The sequence below is a fragment of the Betaproteobacteria bacterium genome (assembly GCA_009377585.1).
Lineage (GTDB): Bacteria > Pseudomonadota > Gammaproteobacteria > Burkholderiales > WYBJ01 > WYBJ01.
Window position 1 is genome coordinate 1 of record WHTS01000106.1, and the last position, 20807, is coordinate 20807.

The following is a 20807-nucleotide window of genomic DNA, read 5'->3' on the forward strand; positions in this document are numbered from 1 at the left end:
GACCTTCCGCTCGCGCTCGAGTTCGCCCGCGCGATCGCCCGGCACAGCCCCAATGCCCCCGCCTGGGCCAGGCAAATGCATATCTTCCTGCTCGAAGACATGGGCGAATACAAGGCGGCCAGAATCCTGCTCGGCGGATTGCTGGCAAGCGGCGTGGTGACCGATCGGCACGAGCAGATCCTGCTGCAGGAGCGCCTGCAGCAGCTCGAGGCTGCCGAGAAATCGGCAGCGCCGACGAATCCTCAGCGCGGGCCCGCGCCTTGAATGACGCTCACGCTGAGCTTGCGGTCTGCCTCGCGGCGCGCCTTCGAGAGACTACGTTCATTTAAAACCAAATAGTTAGTGCAAAATCCGGTGCCGAACCCGGCACTACGAAGGTGCGAGTTGCGATGCCGATCAGGTAGCAGGCAGCGAGCGGGCAGGGATCAGTGATCCATTTCACATCGGCATGTAATTTGCACCCAACATCGGAACTCGACCCGGCGTAAAGGACGCCCATCATGCTCAGAACCTATCAACGCGGCTTCACGCTGATCGAAATCGCGATCGTGCTCGTGATCATCGGTCTGCTGCTCGGCGGCGTGCTGAAGGGCCAGGAACTCATCACCAGCGCCCGCGTTCGTAACCTGATCGCGCAGCAGGACGGCATCAAGGCCGCTTTCTTCGGCTTCCAGGACCGCTTCCGCTCCATGCCTGGCGATTACGCGAGCGCGAGCACCACCTTGAAGTGTCCGAGCGGCACGACCTGCTTGAACGGCAATGGCAACGGCATTATCGAGGCGGCCGCCGCTGGTACCGGCGTGGAAGCACACGAAGAGATTCTGACGTGGATGCACCTGTCATCGGCCGGATTCCTCAACGGCAGCTACCAGATGACCACGGGAGAAGCCGCACCGACGGAAACCAACAGCCCGCGTAACCCATACAACGTGTTTCTGGAGTTCGTGCACGACAACGACTACTACGATACGGCAGCGCCACCGATCGTCAAGCTGAATCTGAAGACCGGTTCGCAAATTCCGGTAGAGATCGTTGCGGAAGTCGACCGCAAGATCGACGACGGACACGCCCAACGCGGGTCGTTCCGATTCTCCCCCTACAACGGCACCGGCACAGACCTTCCCGCACCGGCCGGGGCCACCAGCGGAGCATGCGTGAACTCGGGTAACCAGACCTGGTTCATCTCCGAGGGCCAGGCGAACTGCGGCGGCACGAGCCTGTTCTAGCCTCACCCCCGCTTCGCTCGAAGCTCGATTCGCTGTCGTAACGAAAGGCCCGCTCAGGCGGGCCTTTCCCTGTTCAACGCCTTGGCGAGCCCCGTGCGTGCGCGCCAGCCCTGCAACAATCGGATTTCGGCCGCCCCGATGGTATCGTCCGGCCCGAACAGGACCACCACGTCGCCCTGCTCGATCACGGTATCCGCAGCGGGCGAAAGCGACTTGAGCCCGTGACGGCGGATGGCGCTCACTTCCGCGCCGAGCTCGCCGAGCGCGAGCTCGCCGAGCGTGCGGCCGATGCACGGCGCGCCTTGCACGATGTAAACGGCATGCAGCCGCGCGGACGGCCGCTCCTGCGCCTCGCCGTCGTGCAGGACATTGCCCTGGAACACGTCGCGCAACACGTGGTAGCGGCTCGCGCGCGTCGCTTGCACGCGCCGCAAGACGCGGCGCACCGGCACGCCGAGCAGCATGAGCGCGTGCGAGGCCAGCATCAGCGAGCCTTCCATCACTTCGGCCACCACTTCCGAGGCGCCGGCGGCTTCGAGGCGTTCGATATGGGTGTCGTCCAGAGTGCGCACGACCACGGGCAGATCGGGCCGAAGCGCGCGGATCTGTTCTAGCACGCGCAACGCCGCTTGCGCGTCGTGAAACGTGATCACCAGCGCACGGGCCCGCATGACGCCGGCGGCAATCAGCACTTCGCGCCGGCCGCCATCGCCATAGACCACCGCATCGCCTGCCGCCGCGGCATCGTGGATGCGCGCCATGTCCAGATCCAGCGCGAAGTACTGGATGCTCTCCTCGTCCAGCATGCGCCCGAGGTTCTGGCCGCAGCGCCCGTAGCCGCAGATCACCACATGCCCATCGAAGCCCATGCTTTTCACCGCTATCTGGTGCAGCTCCATCGCGCGGTTGAGCCATTCCGCGCCCACCGTGCGGCGCACGATGCGCTCGCTGTACTCGATCACGAACGGAGCGGCCAGCATCGAGAGCAGCATGGCGGCGAGCACAGGCTGCATCAGCTGGGCAGGGATGATGCCGGTCGCGCCGGGCTGCGCGAGCAGCACGAACGCGAATTCGCCGACATGCGCGAGGTCGAGCCCGATGCGCAGCCCCGCGCCCAGCGAATTGCCGAAAATGCGGGCCAGGCCCGCAATCAACGCGGCCTTGAAGGCCATGAGACCGGCCAGGGCAAGCAGAACCCAGCCGAAGTTCGCGACCACGGCGCGCAGGTCGAGCTGCATGCCGACGGTGACGAAGAAAAGTCCCAGCAGCACGTTGAGAATGAAAAGCTCGGACGAGTAGCGCTTTGCCACCAGGTTGAACCATGCGCGCATCGGCCGCTGGCCGAACACGAGCAGCACCGAAAGCACGAGCGCCGCTTTGGCCATGGCGAACCCGAGCGTGACGACCAGGCTGCCGGCGTGGTGCGCGAGGGCCGGCACGAGGATCAGCAAAGGCACCACCGCCAGATCCTGGAACAGGAGCACGCCGATGATCTGGCGGCCGTGCGCGGTGTCGAGCTCGATCCGGTCGGCGAGCATCTTGACCACGATCGCGGTCGAGGACATGGCAAGCACCCCGCCCAGCAGCAATCCACCGCGCCAGTCGATGGGCAGAGCGAGCGGAAGCAGCAGCACGCCGACGGCAACCGTGATCCCCACCTGCAGCGCCCCGAGCCCGAATACGATCCTCCGCATCGCGACCAGCTTCGGCAGGCTGAACTCGAGCCCGATGCTGAACATCAGGAACACCACCCCGAATTCGCCCAGCGCATGGGATTGCGGCGTATCGGGCATGAGGCCCAGTGCGCGCGGCCCGATCACCACGCCGAGCACGAGGTAACCGAGCAGCGGCGGCAGCTTGATCGCGCGAAAGACGACGACGACCAGCACCGCTGCCGCCAGCAGGAAGAGAACGGATTGGAGCGAGTCGGTCATCGGCGGCCGCGTGCCGTGGCTGCTGCTATTGTTCGATCGACGCGACTTACGCCGACCCTCCTCTAGCTAGTGTCCTGAGTCATTAGTTCGTCACCCCCGCGCAAGCGGGGGTCCAGGCAAATTCCTACTCTGGATTCCCGCTTTCGCGGGAATGACGAATTGAAGCGAACTTCAGCCTCACCACACTAGGAGCCCCAAGGGTATATCCCGCGCCGGACCGGACGCAATCGTCGCGCGGGCTGCCGGGGCCGACGTTCCCGGCTCGGCGCAAGCCACGACGTGCGCCAAAATGCTCGGCGCTGCGGGCGGGGCGCGCACGGCCCTGCTATACTCCCTCGCCGCAAATGTCCAATAGCACGATCCCTCCGCTGCCAAGCCTCGCCACGGACGATGCGGTCGATTCCGCGCGTCAGGTGCTCGACATCGAGGCCCAGGCGGTCACAGCGCTCAAAGCGCATATCGGCGCGGAGTTTCGGCGCGCTCTGGAGATCGTGCTCAATTGCCGCGCTCGCGTGGTGGTGTGCGGCATCGGCAAATCGGGTCACATTGCGCGCAAGGTCGCCTCGACGCTGGCCAGCACGGGTACGCCGGCGTTCTTTGTCCACGCCGCCGAGGCGAGTCACGGCGATCTGGGCATGATCACGGCCGATGACGTCTTCATCGCGCTGTCCAACTCGGGCGAAAGCGCCGAGCTGCTGCTGATCGTGCCGCCGATCAAGCGCCGCGGCGCCAAGCTGATCGTGCTCACCGGCAATCCGGCATCGAGCCTCGGCACGCAGGCCGACGTATGTCTGTACGCCGGTGCGGCCAAGGAAGCCTGTCCGCTGAACCTGGCACCGACCGCGAGCACGACAGCCGCGCTCGCCCTGGGCGACGCGTTGGCGGTCGCGCTCATGAAGGCGCGTGGATTCAGCGATCGGGATTTCGCCAGCTCGCATCCCGGCGGCAAGCTCGGCGTGAGCCTCACGCTGGTGAACGACGCGATGCGCACCGGAGACCGGTTGCCGCACGTGCAGGAAGAGGCTTCTGTCGCCCAGGCCGTGGCCGAGATGTCCCGCTCGCGCATGGGGATCACGGCGGTGCTGGACGGATCCGGCAATGTCGCCGGCATCTTCACCGACGGTGACCTGCGCCGGGTCATCGGCCGGGTCAGCGACTTCCAGGGCACCCGGATCACCGCGGTGATGACCCGCAACCCCCGCACCATCGAGCCGCAGCGGCTGGCCGTGGAAGCCCTGCAACTCATGGAGCAACACAAAGTCAACCAGCTGCTGGTGGTCGATGCGGCCGGGCGGCTGGTGGGCGCGCTCAACATGCACGACCTTTTCCGGGCGAAAGTGATCTAGTGGTGAATCGTAAATTCGTTCTCATTCGTCATTCCCGCGCAAGCGGGAATCCAGAACGAGACTCCGCCTGGACCCCCGCGTTCGCGGGGGTGACGAACTTCCGACTCAGGACCCTAGTGGCCCGCACCCGGACGTCGTGATGGCGCTCGCTTCGCACCGCGTCGCCCTGCGCAGAAACGCCTCCGTCGAGCTCGCCGCGCGTGCGCGCCTCATCGGCGCCGCGGTGTTCGATGTCGACGGCGTGATGACCGACGGACGCATCTATCTTGGCGAGTCGGGCGAGGAGATGAAAGCATTCAACGTTGCCGACGGCTATGGCTTGAGGATGCTGCTCGAGGCCGGGATCGAGGTTGCGATACTCTCGGGCCGGCGTGCGCGCTGCGTCGAGCGGCGCGCGGCCGAGCTCGGCATTCGTCATGTCATCCAGGGTGCCGGCGACAAACTCCCCGCATTCCTGCGGCTGCTCGATCAACTGCGGCTCACGGCGCGCGAGGCCGCCTACATGGGCGACGACATTCCCGATCTGCCGGTGTTGCAGGCGTGCGGGCTCGCCGTCACCGTGCCCGATGCGCCGGTGCGCGTGCGCCGTGTCGCGCAGCACGTCGTGGCGCGGCGCGGCGGCGAGGGCGCGGTGCGCGATGCATGCGAGTTCCTGCTTCGACTGCGCGCCCGCCCGGCACGCGGACGCGAGGGATGAGTGGATCGATTCACCGCCGCCTTTCCGCTGCTCCTGGTGACCGTGCTCGCCGCACTGACCTTCTGGCTCGAACGGCTGGTGCAGGCCCCGGCGCCGCCGAGCGACGGTAGTACGCGGCACGATCCGGATTACATGGTCGAGAATTTCGTGGCCATTCGCATGGGCCCCGACGGCTTGCGCCTGCATCAGCTCGAAGCGGACCGCATGCTGCATTACCCGGACGACGACAGCACCCATCTGGAAGCGCCCCGCCTGCTCAAGTACGAGAACGAGAAGGTGGCGCTGAGCATCACGTCGAAGCGGGCGCGCGTATCGAGTGAAGGCGAGACCGTGGAGTTTCACGACGATGTCAGAGCCGTGCGCTCCGCCACGCCCACGCAGAGCGAGATGGTGCTCACGACCGATCACCTGCACGTCGTTCCGGACGACGATTACGCACGCACCGCGAGCCCGGTGACGATCGTGGACGCAAATACCAAAGTCACGGCGGTTGGCTTAGAATTGAATAACAAGGCGAAGGTCGTGAAACTGCTTTCCAACGTGCGCGGGTCCTATGTCCAAAAGAAGTGAACGCCCGGCCGCACGGCGTTTGACCCTCGTAGTTGCGTTCGCCGCGTTCACCTTTTGCTGCATGGCCGGCACGGCGGCGGCCGAGCGCGCCGATCGCGACAAGCCGATCAACCTGGAAGCCGATCGCGTGACCATCGACGACGCCAAGAAAGTAAGCGTGTTCGAAGGCAACGTGGTGCTCACGCAGGGCACCACGATGCTCAAGTCCGATCGCATGACGGTGCGCGAAGACGCGCAGGGTTTCCAGTATGGAGTCGCCTACGGCAATCCCGCCTATTTCAAGCAGAAGCGAGATGGCGTGGACGAATACATCGAAGGCTGGGCCGAGCGCATCGAATACGATGGCAAGGCCGAGCGCGTGCAGTTGTTCGACAACGCCCGCATGAAACGCGGCGCCGACGAAGTGCGCGGCAGTTACATCTCCTACGACCAGCCGACCGAGTTCTACCGCGTGGTTGGCGCGCAGGACAATACTGCCGGCAATCATGCGCCCGGCCGGGTGCGCGCGGTGATCCAGCCCAAGAGCAAGGACGCCAAGGACGCCAAGGACCCCAAGGACGTGAAGGACAAGCCGAAGGAAAGCGCCCCGCCATTGCGGCTCAAGCCCGCGCCTGCGCTGAGCGACGCGCGCAAATGAGGCGCACCGCTTCGGCCCTGCTCGCCTGCCAATTGCACCGGGCTCCGCGCTCCGCCGGTCGCTGCTGAATCCGGCCGTCGGTTTCCGTTTCGATGAGCGAGCTCAAGGCGATCAGCCTCAAGAAGCGTTACAAATCGCGCGTGGTGGTGAAGGACGTGTCCCTCGACGTCACCAGCGGCGAGGTGATCGGGTTGCTCGGGCCCAACGGGGCCGGCAAGACGACATGCTTCTACATGATGGTCGGTCTGGTCCCGGTCGACGGCGGCGAGCTCTATCTCGACGACAAGCGCATGACCCACATGCCAATCCACAGCCGCGCCCGGCTTGGGCTTTCCTATCTGCCGCAGGAGGCATCGATCTTCCGCCGCCTCACCGTGAGCGAGAACATCCAAGCGATCCTGGAGCTGCAAACGCTCACCGAGGACGAAATCCGCGCCCAGCTCGAGGATCTCCTGAGCGACCTCAATGTCACTCAGCTGCGCGACAATCCGGCCATCGGGCTCTCCGGCGGCGAGCGCCGCCGAGTGGAAATCGCCCGTACGCTGGCCGCCAATCCCCGCTTCATCCTGCTGGACGAGCCATTCGCCGGAGTCGACCCGATCGCGGTGCTGGACATTCAGAAAATCATCGGATTCCTGAAGGCCCGCGGCATTGGTGTCGTTATAACGGATCACAACGTGCGCGAGACGCTCGGCATCTGCGATCGCGCCTATATCATCAACGAGGGCTCCGTGCTGGCCTGCGGCAAACCGGATGAAATTGTCTATAATGAGAGCGTTCGCAAGGTCTATCTGGGTGAGCATTTCCGCCTGTAAGACCGCCGCCGATTCCCTGCGTGAGCGACCTTAGGCGAGACCGAAGCCCTACTCGGCGGCTCCTTTCGATGAAACATTCTCTCCAGCTCAGACTTTCACAGCATCTCACGCTGACGCCGCAATTGCAGCAGTCCATCCGGCTGCTGCAGCTCTCGACGCTGGAGCTGAACCAGGAGCTGGAGCGCTTCCTGCAGGACAACCCGCTGCTCGAACGCGACGAGGAGGTTGTCGACGGAGTGACGTCCACCCGGATCGAAAGCGAGAGCTACGCCGAAGCCGACAGCGCGCCCAGCACGCCGGAGCCCGAAGAGCCGCGGGTGGAAGCCGCGACCAGCGAGCTCGGTGTCACGAGCCTCGCCAGCTTCGAAGACGAGGGTTACGGCTCCGGCACGCGCGACGACGACGACGATTCGGATTTCCCGCAGATCCCGTCCGCGACGCCTACGCTGCGCGAGCATTTGCTGTCCCAGACCGGGTTCACGCAGATGTCCGAACGCGACCGCATCCTGGTGAGCCTGCTGATCGACGCGCTGGACGATTCCGGCTTCATCGCCCAGCCGCTGGAAGAAATCGCCCAGATGCTGCCCCCGGAGCTGGGGGTCGAGCTGGAAGAGCTGTCGATTGCGCTTCGCCACCTGCAGAACCTCGACCCGCCTGGTGTGGGCGCACGCAACCTGGCCGAGTGCCTGGATCTGCAGCTCAAAGCCTTGCCCGAATGCACCCCGTACCGCTCCGAAGCGCTGGAGACGGTGCGGCGCCATCTCGAGCTGCTCGCCGCACGCGACTATCTCAAGCTGAAGAAGGCCTTGCGATGCGACGACGCGGCGCTGCGAATCGTTCAGCGGCTCATCACCAACCTCAATCCCCGCCCGGGCTCGGCCTTCGCCGGGGACGAGGCGCGCTATATCGTGCCCGACGTGGTGGTGAGAAAGATCAAGGGCATCTGGCTGGCCGCGCTCAACCCCGACGCCATGCCCAAGTTGCGCATCAACCGCATGTATTCGCAGATCCTGCAGCGAAACCGCGATGCCAGCGCGCAACACCTCGCCAGCCAGCTGCAGGAGGCGAAGTGGCTCATCAAGAACGTGCAGCAGCGCTTCGATACCATCCTGCGCGTGTCCCAGGCAATCATCGATCGCCAGCGCCATTTCTTCGAGCACGGCGAGGTCGCGATGCGGCCTCTCGTATTGCGCGAAATCGCCCAGATATTGGATCTGCACGAATCCACGGTGTCCCGTGTCACGACCCAGAAGTTCATGCTCACGCCACGCGGCATATTCGAGTTGAAGTACTTCTTCGGCAGCCACGTCGCCACCGAAACCGGCGGATCGTGCTCGGCAACGGCCATCCGCGCGCTCATCAAGCAGCTGGTGAGCGCCGAGAACGGCAAGAAGCCGCTGTCGGACAGCCAGCTGTCGGAAATCCTCGGCCAACAGGGCATCGTCGTCGCCCGCCGCACCGTGGCGAAGTATCGGGAAACCCTGCAGATCCTTCCGGTCAACCTGAGAAAGTCGATCTGAGAGCCCAGCGGAGCGCGGCATGAACTTGCACCTGAGCGGACATCATCTGGAACTGACCCCCGCCATTCGCGACTACCTCGCTTCCAAGCTCGATCGCGTCAAGCGCCACTTCGACGACGTGATCGACGTGAACGTCATCCTCTCGGTGGAACGCGAACAGCGCTGCGCCGAAGCGAGCATCCATGTCCGCGGCAAGGATCTGTTCGCCGAGAGCCAGGACCCGGACATGTACGCGGCCATCGACGCCCTGGTCGACAAGCTCGACCGGCAGATCGTGAAGCACAAGGAAAAGCGCTCGGAAGGCCGCGCCAACGGCGGACTGAAACATTCGGCCCAGGAGTAACCGCGGGGGCGGATGGAATATCGTGCCGCCCGCGCTTGTTTCCAACCTAGACACTTCCCCACAAACGTTATCGGCAGCATGAACCTGATCTCCAAGCTATTGCCGGAGCCCAACGTGGTGCTGGACCTGGATGTGGCCAGCAAGAAGCGGGTATTCGAGCAGGCCGGGCTGCTGTTCGAGAACAACAACCAGATCGCCCGCAGCCAGGTGTTCGACAGCCTGTTCGCGCGCGAAAAGCTCGGTTCCACCGGGCTGGGCCAGGGCATCGCCATCCCGCATGGACGCATCAAAGGCCTGAAGGAGGCGGTCGGCGCGCTGGTGCGGCTGCGTCAAGCCATCGCGTTCGATTCGCCCGACGGCCAGCCGGTGAGCCTCATCTTCGTGCTGCTGGTGCCCGAGAAGGCAACCGACATGCACCTGCAAATTCTCTCCGAGCTGGCGCAGATGTTCAGCGACAAGTCGCTGCGCGAAAAGCTGCTGACGGAGAACGACGCGGCCGGCATCCACCGGCTGATCAGCGAGTGGGCTCCTCATGTCGCACCTCAGCGCAGCCCAGCTGTTTGAGGACAATCGCGAGAAGCTCGAGCTCGAATGGGTAGCCGGGCGCGCCGGCGGCGTGCATAAGATCGCACCCGAACGGGTATCGAGCTCACCCGAAGGGCTGATCGGGCACCTGAACCTGATCCACCCGAACTGGATCCAGGTCCTGGGCCGGACCGAGATCGGCTACCTCGAAGGGCTCGCGCCCGCGGCGCGCGACAAGGCGCTGGCCGAGCTGGCCGCCACCGACATGTTCTGCATCATCGTCACCGGCGGCGAATCGGCGCCGCCCGCGCTGTGCGCGATGGCCGAAGCGCACGACACGCCGCTGTTCGTCTCGCCGCTCAGAAGCGTCCACCTCATGTGGCTGCTGCGCTATTACCTGGCGCGGGCGCTGGCCGAATCGACCGCGCTGCACGGGGTGTTTCTCGATGTCCTGGGCATGGGCGTGCTGATCACCGGCGAGTCGGGCGTGGGCAAGAGCGAGCTGGGCCTCGAGCTGATCTCGCGCGGCAGCGGGTTGGTGGCCGACGACGTCGTGGAGCTGTACCGCACGGCGCCGGAAACGCTCGAGGGTCGCTGCCCGGAGCTGCTCAAGGACTTCCTGGAGGTGCGGGGCTTGGGCGTGCTGGACATCCGCACGATATTCGGCGAGACCTCGGTGCGCCCGCGCATGAATCTCAAGCTCATCGTGCACCTGGAAAAGCCCGCCGGCCCGGACGCGGTGCGTCTGGAGCGCCTGCCGCTCGCCGCGAGCAGCCAGAACGTGCTCGGGGTGGAGGTGCGCAAGGTGACGATCCCGGTCGCGGCCGGGCGCAACCTCGCCGTGCTGGTGGAAGCGGCCGTGCGCAACTACGTGCTGCAGCTCAGAGGCATCGACAGCACGCGGGAATTCGTCGCGCGCCACGAACGGCACATGCGCGCGGGGCAACCGGAGCAGGACTGACCTTGGCCGAGCGTGCAACGCCGATGCAGCTGCTGTTGCTCACCGGCATGGCCGGCTCGGGCAAGAGCATCGCGTTGAACGCGCTCGAGGACCTCGGCTACTACTGCGTCGACAACCTGCCCGCCAAGCTGCTGCCCGAGGTGGTCGACTACCTGCGCCACTCGAACCACGTCCACGTCGCCATCAGCATCGACGTGCGCAGTGTCGAGACGCTGCCGCTATTGCCCCAGCATCTCCTGGTGCTGCGCCACAGCGGGATCGAGGTGCAGCTCATGTACCTGGAGGCAAGCACCGATACGCTGGTCAAGCGCTATTCCGAAACGCGCCGCCGCCACCCGCTATCGGACGGCGAGCTGACGCTGCCGGAGTCGATCGCGCGCGAACGCGAGCTTCTGGTCGAGATCGCGGCGCTCGCACACCACATCGATACGAGCGATCTGCGCCCGGCGCAGCTTCGTGCCTGGATCCGCGATTTCGTCAACATCGAGCGCTCGGGGCTCACGCTCCTGTTCCAGTCGTTCGCATTCAAGAACGGGCTCCCGCTCGATGCCGACATGGTGTTCGACGTGCGCAGCCTGCCCAATCCCTTCTACGATCCGAAGCTGCGGCCGCTGAACGGCCGCGATGCACCGGTGATCGAGTTCCTCTCCTCCGAAGCGTCGGTGCGCCTGATGCTCTCGGACATCCGCGGCTTCCTCGAGAACTGGCTGCCCTCGTTCGTGCGCGACAACCGCAGCTATCTCACCGTGGCGATCGGGTGCACGGGCGGGCAGCACCGCTCGGTCTACCTGGTGGAGGAGCTGGCGCGGTACTTCGAACCGCAGATCAAGGTGCTGGTGCGTCACCGCGAACTGCTGGAGGCGTGATGATGGATTCCATTGCCAAGCAACGACTGCCCGTGTTCGCGCTCAACACCGTGCTTTTTCCCGGCGCCTCGCTGGCACTGAAGGTGTTCGAGCCCAGGTACGTGGAAATGACCAAGGCGTGCCTGCGCGACGGCACGCCGTTCGGGGTGTGCCTGATCCGCGAAGGCAACGAGGTCGGCGATCCCGCGCTGACCGCCTCGGTAGGCTGCACCGCGCACATCGCGCAGTGGGAATTGCCGCACCCGAATCTGTTCGAGCTTGCGGCCATCGGAGAGCAGCGCTTTCGCATCGTTGCGAGCGAAGTGGATGCGCTCGGCCTGATCGTATGCGAAGCGGAGCTGCTGCCCGCCGAGCCGTCCGGGGAAGCACCCGACGCGCTCTGCGCGAGCGTACTGGCCAGCGCGATCGAGCAGTTCGGCGCCGATCGCTTTCCGCAGCCGATCGCGCTCGACGATGCCGCCTGGGTCAGCTACCGGCTGGCGGAGATTCTGCCGCTGGATGCCTCGCTCAAACAGCAGCTGCTGGAAATCCCTGCCGGACAACGGCTCGAGATTCTGCACGACTTGCTGGTCCGGGCCGGCGCCCATTCGCCCTCGTGAAGCCAGCCGCCGCCCTGCTGGCGCTCGCACTGCTGGCGCTCGCGTTGCTGCTCGCGGGGCCGCTGCGCGCCGCCGAGCCCTCGCCGCACGCGATCGAGCTACCGCCGGTTTTCCGGGAAACATTCCTCGACATCCGGGCCGACGCCCGCGATGCCGCGCGCGAAGGCAAACGCCTGATGCTCTACTTCGGGCAGGACGGATGTCCGTATTGCCGGCGTCTCATGCAGGACAACCTGCGGCAGAAGGACATCGCCGAACGCGTGGAGAAGCATCTTTACCCGATTGCTTTCAACATATGGGGCGATCGCGAAGTGACCTGGCTGGATGGCAGCGTCGTCACCGAGAAGGCGCTGGCGGCGCGCCTGAAGGTCCAGTTCACGCCCACGCTGCTTTTTTTCGACGAGTCGGCGCGCGTCATTGCGCGCATCAACGGCTACTACCCGCCGCATCGCTTCCGGGCCGCCATCGACTACGTGATCGGGCGCATGGAGCATCGGTCCACCTTCGCCGACTACATGCGCAGCGCCGTGAAGGAGCCGGCGAGCGGTACGTTGAACGACCAGCCGTTCTTTCTGCGGCCGCCGCTCGATCTCGCGCGCTCAGGCAAGACCAAACCGCTCGCGCTGTTGGTCGAGCAAGTGGCCTGTCAGGCGTGCGACGAGATGCACGGGGGCGCGCTCAACTCGGAGGAGACGCGGCGCGTGCTGCGCGCGTTCGACGTGGCGCGCATCGATCTGTTCGGAAGCACGCCGCTGACCGGTCCGGATGGAAAGCGTACCACCGAGGCGGGCCTGGCGCGCGCGCTGCAGGTCGCGTACACGCCCTCGGTGCTCCTGTTCGACAGTGCCGGTCGCGAAGTGCTGCGCGTGGAAGGCTATGTGCGCGCGCATCACCTGCAAAGCGCGCTCGACTATGTCGCGAGCGGCGTCTACCGCTCGCAGCCGAGCTTTCAGCGCTACCTGCAGGAGCGTACCGAGCGGCTGCGCAAACAAGGCGTCGACGTGCGCCTGTGGTAGCGGCTTGGCCCAACCGCGCCAGTTGGGTTAGCTCACAGTTGGGTTAGCTCACTTCCAGCTTCTCCAGCCACAGGAGCGCTCCCGGCATCTTCGGTGCAGCCTCCCGCGCCTTGCCACGCCAACGCCAACCCTCGCCCGCGACCGCTTCAACCAGCCAGCCTTCCATGCGCACCACGTTGCCCCTTCGCAGCTCGCCCAGGCGCTTCTCGAGCTCGGGGTCGGCGGCGACGACGTGCAGGTTGAGCACGTAGTCCCTTACCTGCTCGTCCGGCAGTTTCGGATCGAACGACTGGAACACCACACCGCGTTCGGTCTGCGCCACGTCGACCACCTTCAGGGTGGTGGAATCCGACATGGGTCCCCAGCCGAGCGCGACGTCCAGCGGCGCAACCTTGGATACGCGGTCGCCGTAGCGGTCCACCGACAGCACGCGCGCTTGCCCGCTGAAGCGCGCAAGCGCGGTCAGGACGTGCTGGTTGCGCTCGAATACTTCTGGCTTGCCGGCCACGGGCTCGATCTGCGGCGCATCCGGTGCGAGGATGCCGGGCGGTTGCGGCACCGGGCGCACCGTGTTGTAGAACCACAACGCGAGCACGATCAGCCCGAAGCTTAGTACGGTGCGCACGGTGCGCGTCATGCGCCCTCCAGGAGCTTGCGCACCGGAGTCGGGATCGCGGCCGTGCGCGCTTCCTCGAGCGCGAGCCATACCGTGCCCGGTTCCGCGGCCTGATCCGACAGCTCGGCGATCTCGACGCGCACCGGATGAATGCGCAGGCGGAAATGCGTGAAGCCATGCTCCAGAGTCGGCAAGGATGCAATCTGCACACCGCGGGCGCCGAAGCGTTGCATGCAGACGGCTGCCGGATCGTCGTCGAGCTCGGCCTCCGGAAAGCACCACAAACCGCCCCAGATGCCCGCAGGTGGACGTTTTTGCAGCAGCACGCGGGCCGCGTGATGCAGCACCAGCATGGCGACGCTGCGCTCGGGGCGCGGCCGCCGCACGCGTGCCCTGGGCAGCTCGCCGATCCGCCCCTGGCTTCTGGCGACACACGCCGCATGCACGGGGCAGAGGTCGCACTTCGGCGCACGACGCAGGCATAGCATCGCGCCGAGATCCATGACCCCTTGCGTGTACGCCTCCACCTCGCGCGCCGGCACAAGGCGCTCGGCAAGCGACCACAGCGCGCGCAGCGTGGCGCTGGAGCCCGGATCGCCTTCGATGCCGAATACACGGCACAGCACGCGCTTGACGTTGCCGTCGAGGATCGCGCCCGGCACGCCGAACGAAAGTGCGGCGATCGCGCCCGCGGTCGAACGGCCGATGCCAGGCAACGCGGCGATTGTGTGCGGATCGCGCGGAAACTTCGCGTCGAATCGGGAGACCAGCAGTTGCGCCGCGGCGTGCAGGTTGCGCGCCCTGGAGTAATAGCCGAGCCCGCTCCAATGCTTCATCACCGCGTCGGGCTCGGCGTGGGCCAGGACGCTCACATCCGGAAACGAGGCCATGAAGCGCCGGAAATACGGGATGACGGTCGCGACCTGGGTCTGCTGCAGCATGATCTCGGAAACCCAGACGGCATACGGGTCGCGGCTTTGCTGCCAGGGAAGATCATGCCGCCCGTGGCGCCTTTGCCAGTCGATCACGCGCTCGGCGAAGTCGCTGTCCGCCCGCGTGCCGGAGGCTGGAGCGGGCGAAGATCGAACACTGGTCGCGAGCTTGGGAGGCAAGGCGGATTCGCTCGATGCGAAACGCAGCACCATCGAATTTGGCTGCGCAATTATGCCTGACTGGCTGCCCCGTAGCCGAAGGTTGCAACCGCGGATGTCGCGTACGGCGGTAAGCCCGTGCGGGACCGTTCGTTCCGCCGGATCGCGACATCAGTTCGTCCGATTGGGTGATGTCTGGTTTCGTGCGGGACCGTGCATTGCAGCTCTCGGCGCATAGCGCGTTCACGTCAGCAGCCAGCGCAGCCCGCGCCTGAAAGCCCGGACAGGGCAAGCGTTGCAACCAACAGCTACTTTTTCGAGGAGACAGTCATGAAAGTCAGCGAAGCCATGAGCACGGACGTTCGTATCGCGAGTCCCGATCAAACGATTTGCGACGCCGCGAAAGCAATGGCCGCACTGGACGCCGGCTCGCTACCTGTCGGCGAAAACGACTGCCTGGTCGGCATGATCACGGACCGCGATATCGCGGTGCGAGCGGTCGCTGAACACAAGGGCCCCGACACACCGGTGCGCGACGTGATGACCAGGGACGTCAAGTACTGTTTCGAGGACGAGGATCTGGCAAAGGTCGCATCGAACATGGGCGACATTCGTGTGCGCCGCCTGCCCGTGGTGAGCAGAGACAAGCGACTGGTCGGAATCGTCTCGCTAGGCGATATCGCGATGGTCGAGGGGCGCGGCGCCGCCGGGAAGGCCGTCACCGGCGTCTCGCGGCCAGGCGGAGCTCACTCGCAGAGCGCAGAACGGACCTAAGTCTCAGCGAGAATACCGCGCACCCCTCTTTGACGGGTTCCTGCAGCGCACCTCAGCTCGGGTGCGCTGCCAAGCCTTCAGGCGAGTATACGAGCAGCATCGCGTGCCGGCTTGCCGGTTTCGAAAAAGGCTTTCAGGCGCATCAGGTCATCGTCCATCTCTGCGCCCGGGTCGGTCCCAAACAGCGACGCCACGGCGTGACCCGCCGCGCCCCCCAGCGGGTTGTAGCTCATTTCGACCTGCAACCACATCCCGTCCGGCCGGGCGGTGGAGATCGTGCTGAAGTCACAGAACGTCATTCACAGTTTCTGGATACCGGCCCTGGCCGGCAAGGTCGACATGATTCCGGGCAGGACGAACCGGCTTCGCATCGCGGCTGATCGGCCGAAGATTTCGACGGCATCGAGCTGAGGGCACTTGCCGTTTACCTCGCGAGCCTGAAGTAGCCACCGATGTTCGAAGACTTCTCGCTCGCATCCAATTTCGGGATATTCGCCGCCGCAGCCGCCGCCGTGTGGATTGCGGGCACGCGTATCGCCCGATATGCCGATTCCATCGCCGAAAAAACCGGAATCGGTCGCGAGCTGCTCGGAATCCTGTTGCTCGGCGGTGTCACCTCGCTGCCCGAGATGGCGGTCGCTTCCACCGCCTCGCTCGCAGGCCATCCGGCACTGTCGGTCAACGACCTCCTGGGCAGCGCCGCAATCAACGTCGTCATCATCGCGCTCGCCGATGCGGCGATCGGTCGCGATGCCATCACCTCCGTGCTCGCTTCTCCAGGCGTGCTCCTTCAGGGCGTGCTCGGCATTCTGCTGCTCGCTCTCGTGGTGGGTGCGACGATGAGCATCGACGTGCCGCTTTTCGGCGCGAGCGCCTGGACCTGGCTGCTGCTGTGCGCATACGGATGCTCCGTCTGGGTCATTGCCAAGTCCCATAGTCAACGCGCATGGAAGCCGGTGGGACGGGTGCACGAGCAGTCGTCACCCGCGGCTGCCGATCAGCACGACCCGCTTGGAAAGCTTGCGGGGAAAACCACAGTAGCGGCAGCCGTCGTACTGGCCGCGGGCTTCTTCCTCGCCAAGACGGGTGAAGCCATTGCTGAACAGACCGGCCTGGGGACGAGCTTCGTGGGAGCCGTCCTGCTTGCCGCCTCCACCTCGCTTCCCGAACTGAGCACGGTGCTCGCGGCTGTGCGGCTCAAACGCTATGAGATGGCGGTTGCCGACGTGTTCGGCACGAACCTGTTCAACGTGACCATACTCTTCGCTGTGGACCTGCTCTACGACGGCCCGCCGGTGCTCCGTGAAGTCGGTCCCTTCGCCGGCTTCGGCGCGCTGCTCGCCATCGTACTGACCAGCCTGTACCTGGTCGGAATGCTGGAGCGGCGCGACCGCACGGTTGCGCGCATGGGCTACGACTCGCTCGCCGTGCTTGGCGTCTACTTTGCCGGCATAGTCGTACTTTGGACACTGCGATGAGCGAGCTGCCGAACGCCGTGCCACGGCCCCCGGAGGAGTTCGCACAACTCAAGCAGCTATGCGATCCTCCGAAAGGGCCTGCGCTTCATCACGGTCATCAACAACAACTCTATCGGCGTGTTCTACGTCGGAGCCGCACTGCTGTTCTTCATGCTCGCCGGGATACTGGCCCTGCTCATGCGCGATGGATGCCAAGCCGCAATAAGTCATGCGCATGCCGATGCCCGGGTGGTCGCCGCTCATAGGCGCCTGGTTCACGGCCGCGTTCTTTCCTTCTGCCGACGTTCAAGCTGGTCGCTGCATCCCTTGGCGTGCGGGGTGGTTGCCATCGCCGCACTGGTCATGTGGGCGTGGGAGCTCGATCCGAAGCCGCCGCATGAAAAGGTGGATATCGGCGGCGGCGTATCGGGATGGCGGTTGGAATGCGGCCTTCGGCTTGATGGCCGCATGGCTTTATGCGCTGCACGCCAAAGGCGAGACCCGGCTGTCGGCAAGCCGTTGCGATGGGCGCTGGCAATCGGTACGGCGGTGTTCGTAATTGGCGCGGCCGTCTTGACGCCCCAGGACATCCACTTCGTCTTTCTCAACCAAGGCGAAGATCCGGTCGAAGTGAGCAGGTGGCTGCAGGCCCAAGGTCTCCCGCTGCAGAACGTGCTCATCGATGAGTTGCGCCAGGCGAGCGCGGCGTTCCAGCAGCAGGGCTATCCCACGACGCTGTTCTTCGACGCCAAAGGCAGCCTGGTCAGCAGACGCATCGGCGAGCTTTCCGCCGCCACGCTAGGTGAAAAGCTTCGACAAATCCCAAAATGACTTTTTCGACGTTCCGTCGAATTGCGTCGTTGCCCGGTCGATACGGCAATCCGAAAGCCCACCGCGAGCGCGCAACGCAGTGGCACCGCGATCGGCCTATCGGTGCGCATGACGGCTACGCGGGGCGGCCATCGTATTTTCCTGGTGAACGTTCTCAGTCCAGCAACGCAAGATCGATCGCGTCGCCCAATTTGCAGTAGCCGCTGTCCGACGGGTGCAGACCGTCGCCGCAATCGTCTAACGCGCGCATTTGCGTCGGGAGCTCGGAGTCGCGCAGCGCCGCGTCGAAATCGGCCACGCCATCGAAGGCGCTGCTCTCTCTGATCCAGGCGTTGACCGTCACCCGGTGCTTCTCGCGCGTCGGGTTCCAGGCATTGGCCATGTAGGTCTCGTTGCCAAACGGGGTCAAGGTCGCGCCGATGATCTTGAGGCCGCGGCTGTGTGCCCGCACCGCCATCTGCTGCAGCCCGGCGATCATCTGCTCGCCGGTGACTTCCTCCTCGGGCTTGGCCCAGCGATTGCGCAAATCGTTGGTGCCGAGCATCACGATGACATGCGTGACGCCGGGCTGGCTCAGCACGTCGCGGTCGAAGCGCCTGAGGCCGCTGTCGCCGCGCAGATCGTGCAGGATGCGGTTGCCGCCGAGACCGTTGTTCATGACCCCGACCGGTCGGCCGCCGCGTTGGACGAGGCGGCGCGCCAACTGATCGGGCCAGCGGCAGAACGCGTCGATCGTCGAGATGTTGCCGTCGGTGAGTGAGTCGCCGAGCGCGACCACGCCGCCGGCTTCGGCCGGCGCCAGCACATCGATGCCGCACAGGAAAACCCACTGGTCGGTCAGATTACCCACCGGCATCACGGTCTCGCGCGTGTAGTCGCCGGGCGGCGAGACGTAGTTGGTCTGCCGCGCATAGCGCCCGGTGATCGCGAAATTCGCCAGCACCTCGCCGGGCAGATGAAGGCTGACCGCGAGATCGGCGAGCGGCTTGACCGGCAGATCGACCGGGTCGCTGAACGCGACGGCCCCGGCGGCGATCGCGGTGCCGTCGCTGCCGCCGAAGGTCAGCTTGCGGTCCGTACCGAGCACGATGTCGGGGCCCTTGTCGCGCAACGCGACGCGGGCGCCGCCGATCGCCAGCGGGCGGTTGCCGTAGGCGTTCGAGATGCGCACACGCAGCCGCTCGCCGCCGATGCTGGCGCGGGGGTTCATGCGCAGGGTTTGGTTGTTGAAGCCGACGATGCCCTCGGCCGGCGCCGGTGCCGCCGTCCAGGTGCCGACCCAATGCTGACCGCTCGTCATCCGGCTGCCCTCCCGGTTTGCGTGAGTGTGCAGCAATCGCGCCGCCCGCGTTCCAGAACTCAACTGTGAAGGTTGGGCTATCCCGGCGGCTTCGCCGCGAACGCAGAGCCGCGCACGCACATGCGGCCGTCCTTGTCCTGCCACAATTTCTCGGCGGCGTGCAGCTCGCCGAAGGCGCGCGTGATCGCCTGCAGCGGCACGTCGGGAAAGGCGTCGATGAGCTGCGCGTAATACAGCGGTTTGTCGCCGATCATCGCCAGGATCCGCTCGGCAAGGCGCGCGATCTCGTCGGCCTTGGGCTTCCTGTCGCCGGCCTGGACCGCACTAGCATCGAGCTTGTAGGCGCCGAGCTTCACCTTGTCCGCATAGGCGTAGCTGATGCGCTCGTAGCGTTCGTGCGGGATGTTCTCCGGAATCGTTGCATCGATCCCGACCTTCGCGCCGGTCGGCACGACGCCGGCCGGCATGACGGGCAGGCTCGGATCGAGCGGCTTGACGCGCGCGCCCGAGATCACGAACACGTCGCGGTCGCCCTGAACGCGAGTCGCGATCGCCCACTCGACGTCGATCGGATTGAACACGTCGATGTCATCGTCCACCACGACCGCGTGCTTGATGTCGCTCACCGACAGTGCTGCGAGCAGCGCGTTCTTGCCTTCACCGGCGGATTTCCTGATCGACATCACCACGTGCCAGGCACCGATGCCGCCCAGCGTGACATTGATGTCCTTCACCTGGATGCCGGCGGCCTTGAGCGCGGTGCGAAGCTGCGCCCAGCGCGTCGGGATCATGAGCCAGGCGACTTCCCACGGCATGTGCAGGTTGTAGTAGATCGGGTCGCGGCGATGCGAAATCGCCTTCACCCGCACCAGCGGATTCCAGTGCAGCGCACCCATGAGCCAGGTGAATTCGCCGAAACGGCCTTCGGGCCACTTCCAGCCCGTGGGCAGGATCTCGGCCTCGAGCACGATCTCGGCATCCGCGATATGCGGCACGTCGATCGTCTCGCACATCGCCAGCTCCACCGGCGCGCCGCGCATGCCCCCCGCGATCGAGATCTCGTCGACGCCCATCGGCGCGCGGTAGCCGGAGGCCATGAATTCGAACGGGTGCGTGCCGATGGAGATCGAGATCGGCAAGGGCCGCTGTTCCTCGCAGGCCTTCCACGCCAGCGCGCGCAGGTTGTTCGGCGTGACGATATCGATGCCGGTGAGGTTGCGCTCCTTGAGGATGTAGCGATAGATGCCGGCGTTGAGCGCGCCCTGCCCGTCGCGCACGATGGTGACGCCGGCGGTGATGACGGGCCCGCCGTCGAGCACCGAGGACATCGGCACTGGCAGATCGAACAAATCCACCTCGTCGCCGACCCGGGTCACTTCGCGAGCCCGGCTGGTCTCGACGTATTTCGGCTGGATGGGCGAGGCAAGCGCGCGCGTGAGCACCTGCTCGATGTCCGCGTAGCGCTCCACGCCCATACCGATTGCCATGCGCTCGCTGGAGCGGATGAGCCCCGACACCACCGGCATGTCGTAGCCGATCACCCGGTGGAACAGGAGCGCCTTGTCGCTCTGGTCGACCAGGGTCGCGATGTGCCGGCTGTCCACCGGCTCGTGCAGGTCGAGCAACTGGTTGCGGCTGCGCAGCCGGTCCAGATAGCCTCGGAAGCCTTCTCGTTCGTACATA

General features: G+C 65.5%; 24 protein-coding genes. 17 read left to right on the forward strand and 7 right to left on the reverse strand.

Going from position 1 to position 20807, the window contains the following annotated elements; genetic code table 11:
- The first annotated feature begins 500 nt into the window (after window positions 1-500).
- The gene (locus GEV05_24125) at window positions 501-1226 is read left to right on the forward strand and encodes a prepilin-type N-terminal cleavage/methylation domain-containing protein (protein ID MPZ46417.1); all 726 of its coding nucleotides are present in this window, start codon (window positions 501-503) and stop codon (window positions 1224-1226) included.
- Between the two features lie 53 nt (window positions 1227-1279).
- Here GEV05_24125 and GEV05_24130 read toward each other — a convergent pair whose 3' ends face one another.
- Window positions 1280-3160, reverse strand: a complete 1881-nt coding sequence (locus GEV05_24130) for a potassium transporter (protein ID MPZ46418.1) — start codon at window positions 3158-3160, stop codon at window positions 1280-1282.
- 344 nt (window positions 3161-3504) lie between these two features.
- On the opposite strand from GEV05_24130, the gene GEV05_24135 reads away from it, so the two are divergent.
- The 12 genes from GEV05_24135 (at window position 3505) to GEV05_24190 (ending at window position 13055) form a co-directional block, all read left to right on the forward strand.
- Window positions 3505-4506, forward strand: coding sequence for a KpsF/GutQ family sugar-phosphate isomerase (locus tag GEV05_24135; GenBank protein ID MPZ46419.1), 1002 nt, complete (start codon window positions 3505-3507; stop codon window positions 4504-4506).
- A gap of 139 nt (window positions 4507-4645) precedes the next feature.
- Window positions 4646-5203, forward strand: a complete 558-nt coding sequence (locus GEV05_24140; protein ID MPZ46420.1) for an HAD-IIIA family hydrolase — start codon at window positions 4646-4648, stop codon at window positions 5201-5203.
- Entirely contained in the window at window positions 5204-5773 is a 570-nt protein-coding gene (gene lptC, locus GEV05_24145) for an LPS export ABC transporter periplasmic protein LptC (GenBank protein ID MPZ46421.1), read from the forward strand. It begins immediately after the preceding gene.
- 61 nt (window positions 5774-5834) lie between these two features.
- Window positions 5835-6410 (forward strand): lipopolysaccharide transport periplasmic protein LptA, encoded by a 576-nt coding sequence (gene lptA / locus GEV05_24150; protein MPZ46422.1) that lies wholly within the window; start codon window positions 5835-5837, stop codon window positions 6408-6410.
- A gap of 92 nt (window positions 6411-6502) precedes the next feature.
- Window positions 6503-7225, forward strand: coding sequence for an LPS export ABC transporter ATP-binding protein (lptB, locus tag GEV05_24155; GenBank protein ID MPZ46423.1), 723 nt, complete (start codon window positions 6503-6505; stop codon window positions 7223-7225).
- A 68-nt stretch (window positions 7226-7293) separates the two neighbouring features.
- On the forward strand, window positions 7294-8745 hold the full coding sequence (locus GEV05_24160; protein MPZ46424.1) for an RNA polymerase factor sigma-54: 1452 nt from the start codon (window positions 7294-7296) through the stop codon (window positions 8743-8745).
- A 19-nt stretch (window positions 8746-8764) separates the two neighbouring features.
- Complete coding sequence (gene raiA / locus GEV05_24165) at window positions 8765-9088, forward strand: ribosome-associated translation inhibitor RaiA (GenBank protein ID MPZ46425.1); 324 nt, start codon at window positions 8765-8767, stop codon at window positions 9086-9088.
- Between the two features lie 78 nt (window positions 9089-9166).
- Window positions 9167-9652: a PTS IIA-like nitrogen regulatory protein PtsN gene (gene ptsN / locus GEV05_24170; protein MPZ46426.1), complete on the forward strand. Its 486-nt coding sequence runs from the start codon at window positions 9167-9169 to the stop codon at window positions 9650-9652.
- Window positions 9621-10574, forward strand: a complete 954-nt coding sequence (locus tag GEV05_24175) for an HPr kinase/phosphorylase (protein MPZ46427.1) — start codon at window positions 9621-9623, stop codon at window positions 10572-10574. The genes ptsN and GEV05_24175 overlap by 32 nt, the downstream gene beginning before the upstream one ends.
- Window positions 10575-10597: 23 nt before the next feature.
- Window positions 10598-11440 (forward strand): RNase adapter RapZ, encoded by an 843-nt coding sequence (gene rapZ, locus GEV05_24180; protein MPZ46428.1) that lies wholly within the window; start codon window positions 10598-10600, stop codon window positions 11438-11440.
- A complete protein-coding gene (locus tag GEV05_24185; GenBank protein ID MPZ46429.1) occupies window positions 11440-12039 on the forward strand; it encodes a peptidase S16 in 600 nt (199 codons plus the stop codon). The genes rapZ and GEV05_24185 overlap by 1 nt, the downstream gene beginning before the upstream one ends.
- Window positions 12036-13055, forward strand: a complete 1020-nt coding sequence (locus tag GEV05_24190; GenBank protein ID MPZ46430.1) for a thioredoxin fold domain-containing protein — start codon at window positions 12036-12038, stop codon at window positions 13053-13055. Before GEV05_24185 ends, GEV05_24190 begins: the two co-directional genes overlap by 4 nt.
- 43 nt (window positions 13056-13098) lie before the next feature.
- On the opposite strand, the gene GEV05_24195 is transcribed toward GEV05_24190, so the two are convergent.
- The gene (locus GEV05_24195) at window positions 13099-13692 is read right to left on the reverse strand and encodes a hypothetical protein (GenBank protein ID MPZ46431.1); all 594 of its coding nucleotides are present in this window, start codon (window positions 13690-13692) and stop codon (window positions 13099-13101) included.
- Window positions 13689-14816 carry an A/G-specific adenine glycosylase gene (mutY, locus tag GEV05_24200; protein ID MPZ46432.1) on the reverse strand — a complete coding sequence of 376 codons (1128 nt, stop codon included), beginning with the start codon at window positions 14814-14816 and terminating at the stop codon, window positions 13689-13691. Before mutY ends, GEV05_24195 begins: the two co-directional genes overlap by 4 nt.
- A 276-nt stretch (window positions 14817-15092) precedes the next feature.
- Between mutY and GEV05_24205 the strand changes: the two genes are divergently transcribed.
- A complete protein-coding gene (locus GEV05_24205; protein ID MPZ46433.1) occupies window positions 15093-15536 on the forward strand; it encodes a CBS domain-containing protein in 444 nt (147 codons plus the stop codon).
- A gap of 77 nt (window positions 15537-15613) precedes the next feature.
- On the opposite strand, the gene GEV05_24210 is transcribed toward GEV05_24205, so the two are convergent.
- A complete protein-coding gene (locus GEV05_24210; GenBank protein MPZ46434.1) occupies window positions 15614-15835 on the reverse strand; it encodes a hypothetical protein in 222 nt (73 codons plus the stop codon).
- On the opposite strand from GEV05_24210, the gene GEV05_24215 reads away from it, so the two are divergent.
- Window positions 15768-15947: a hypothetical protein gene (locus tag GEV05_24215; protein MPZ46435.1), complete on the forward strand. Its 180-nt coding sequence runs from the start codon at window positions 15768-15770 to the stop codon at window positions 15945-15947. The genes GEV05_24210 and GEV05_24215 overlap by 68 nt on opposite strands.
- A gap of 41 nt (window positions 15948-15988) precedes the next feature.
- Window positions 15989-17014: a sodium:calcium antiporter gene (locus GEV05_24220; protein ID MPZ46436.1), complete on the forward strand. Its 1026-nt coding sequence runs from the start codon at window positions 15989-15991 to the stop codon at window positions 17012-17014.
- Between the two features lie 48 nt (window positions 17015-17062).
- Here the strand turns inward: GEV05_24220 and GEV05_24225 are convergent, their stop codons facing one another.
- A complete protein-coding gene (locus GEV05_24225) occupies window positions 17063-17272 on the reverse strand; it encodes a hypothetical protein (protein ID MPZ46437.1) in 210 nt (69 codons plus the stop codon).
- 60 nt (window positions 17273-17332) lie between these two features.
- On the opposite strand from GEV05_24225, the gene GEV05_24230 reads away from it, so the two are divergent.
- On the forward strand, window positions 17333-17824 hold the full coding sequence (locus tag GEV05_24230) for a hypothetical protein (GenBank protein ID MPZ46438.1): 492 nt from the start codon (window positions 17333-17335) through the stop codon (window positions 17822-17824).
- Window positions 17825-17978: 154 nt separating this feature from the next.
- Here GEV05_24230 and GEV05_24235 read toward each other — a convergent pair whose 3' ends face one another.
- Complete coding sequence (locus GEV05_24235; GenBank protein MPZ46439.1) at window positions 17979-19124, reverse strand: SGNH/GDSL hydrolase family protein; 1146 nt, start codon at window positions 19122-19124, stop codon at window positions 17979-17981.
- A gap of 77 nt (window positions 19125-19201) precedes the next feature.
- Entirely contained in the window at window positions 19202-20806 is a 1605-nt protein-coding gene (locus tag GEV05_24240; GenBank protein ID MPZ46440.1) for a UbiD family decarboxylase, read from the reverse strand.
- Between the last annotated feature and the right edge of the window lies 1 nt (window position 20807).

Coding starts and splice junctions, on each gene's coding strand:
- raiA (MPZ46425.1), top strand. CDS start 8,765: ATGAACTTGCACCTGAGCGGACATCATCTGGAACTGACCCCCGCCATT.
- GEV05_24160 (MPZ46424.1), top strand. CDS start 7,294: ATGAAACATTCTCTCCAGCTCAGACTTTCACAGCATCTCACGCTGACG.
- GEV05_24210 (MPZ46434.1), bottom strand. CDS start 15,835: ATGACGTTCTGTGACTTCAGCACGATCTCCACCGCCCGGCCGGACGGG.
- mutY (MPZ46432.1), bottom strand. CDS start 14,816: ATGGTGCTGCGTTTCGCATCGAGCGAATCCGCCTTGCCTCCCAAGCTC.
- GEV05_24130 (MPZ46418.1), bottom strand. CDS start 3,160: ATGACCGACTCGCTCCAATCCGTTCTCTTCCTGCTGGCGGCAGCGGTG.
- lptA (MPZ46422.1), top strand. CDS start 5,835: ATGGCCGGCACGGCGGCGGCCGAGCGCGCCGATCGCGACAAGCCGATC.
- rapZ (MPZ46428.1), top strand. CDS start 10,598: ATGCAGCTGCTGTTGCTCACCGGCATGGCCGGCTCGGGCAAGAGCATC.
- GEV05_24125 (MPZ46417.1), top strand. CDS start 501: ATGCTCAGAACCTATCAACGCGGCTTCACGCTGATCGAAATCGCGATC.
- GEV05_24220 (MPZ46436.1), top strand. CDS start 15,989: ATGTTCGAAGACTTCTCGCTCGCATCCAATTTCGGGATATTCGCCGCC.
- GEV05_24135 (MPZ46419.1), top strand. CDS start 3,505: ATGTCCAATAGCACGATCCCTCCGCTGCCAAGCCTCGCCACGGACGAT.
- GEV05_24205 (MPZ46433.1), top strand. CDS start 15,093: ATGAAAGTCAGCGAAGCCATGAGCACGGACGTTCGTATCGCGAGTCCC.
- lptB (MPZ46423.1), top strand. CDS start 6,503: ATGAGCGAGCTCAAGGCGATCAGCCTCAAGAAGCGTTACAAATCGCGC.
- ptsN (MPZ46426.1), top strand. CDS start 9,167: ATGAACCTGATCTCCAAGCTATTGCCGGAGCCCAACGTGGTGCTGGAC.
- GEV05_24140 (MPZ46420.1), top strand. CDS start 4,646: ATGGCGCTCGCTTCGCACCGCGTCGCCCTGCGCAGAAACGCCTCCGTC.
- GEV05_24240 (MPZ46440.1), bottom strand. CDS start 20,806: ATGTACGAACGAGAAGGCTTCCGAGGCTATCTGGACCGGCTGCGCAGC.
- GEV05_24195 (MPZ46431.1), bottom strand. CDS start 13,692: ATGACGCGCACCGTGCGCACCGTACTAAGCTTCGGGCTGATCGTGCTC.
- GEV05_24235 (MPZ46439.1), bottom strand. CDS start 19,124: ATGACGAGCGGTCAGCATTGGGTCGGCACCTGGACGGCGGCACCGGCG.
- GEV05_24185 (MPZ46429.1), top strand. CDS start 11,440: ATGATGGATTCCATTGCCAAGCAACGACTGCCCGTGTTCGCGCTCAAC.
- GEV05_24175 (MPZ46427.1), top strand. CDS start 9,621: ATGTCGCACCTCAGCGCAGCCCAGCTGTTTGAGGACAATCGCGAGAAG.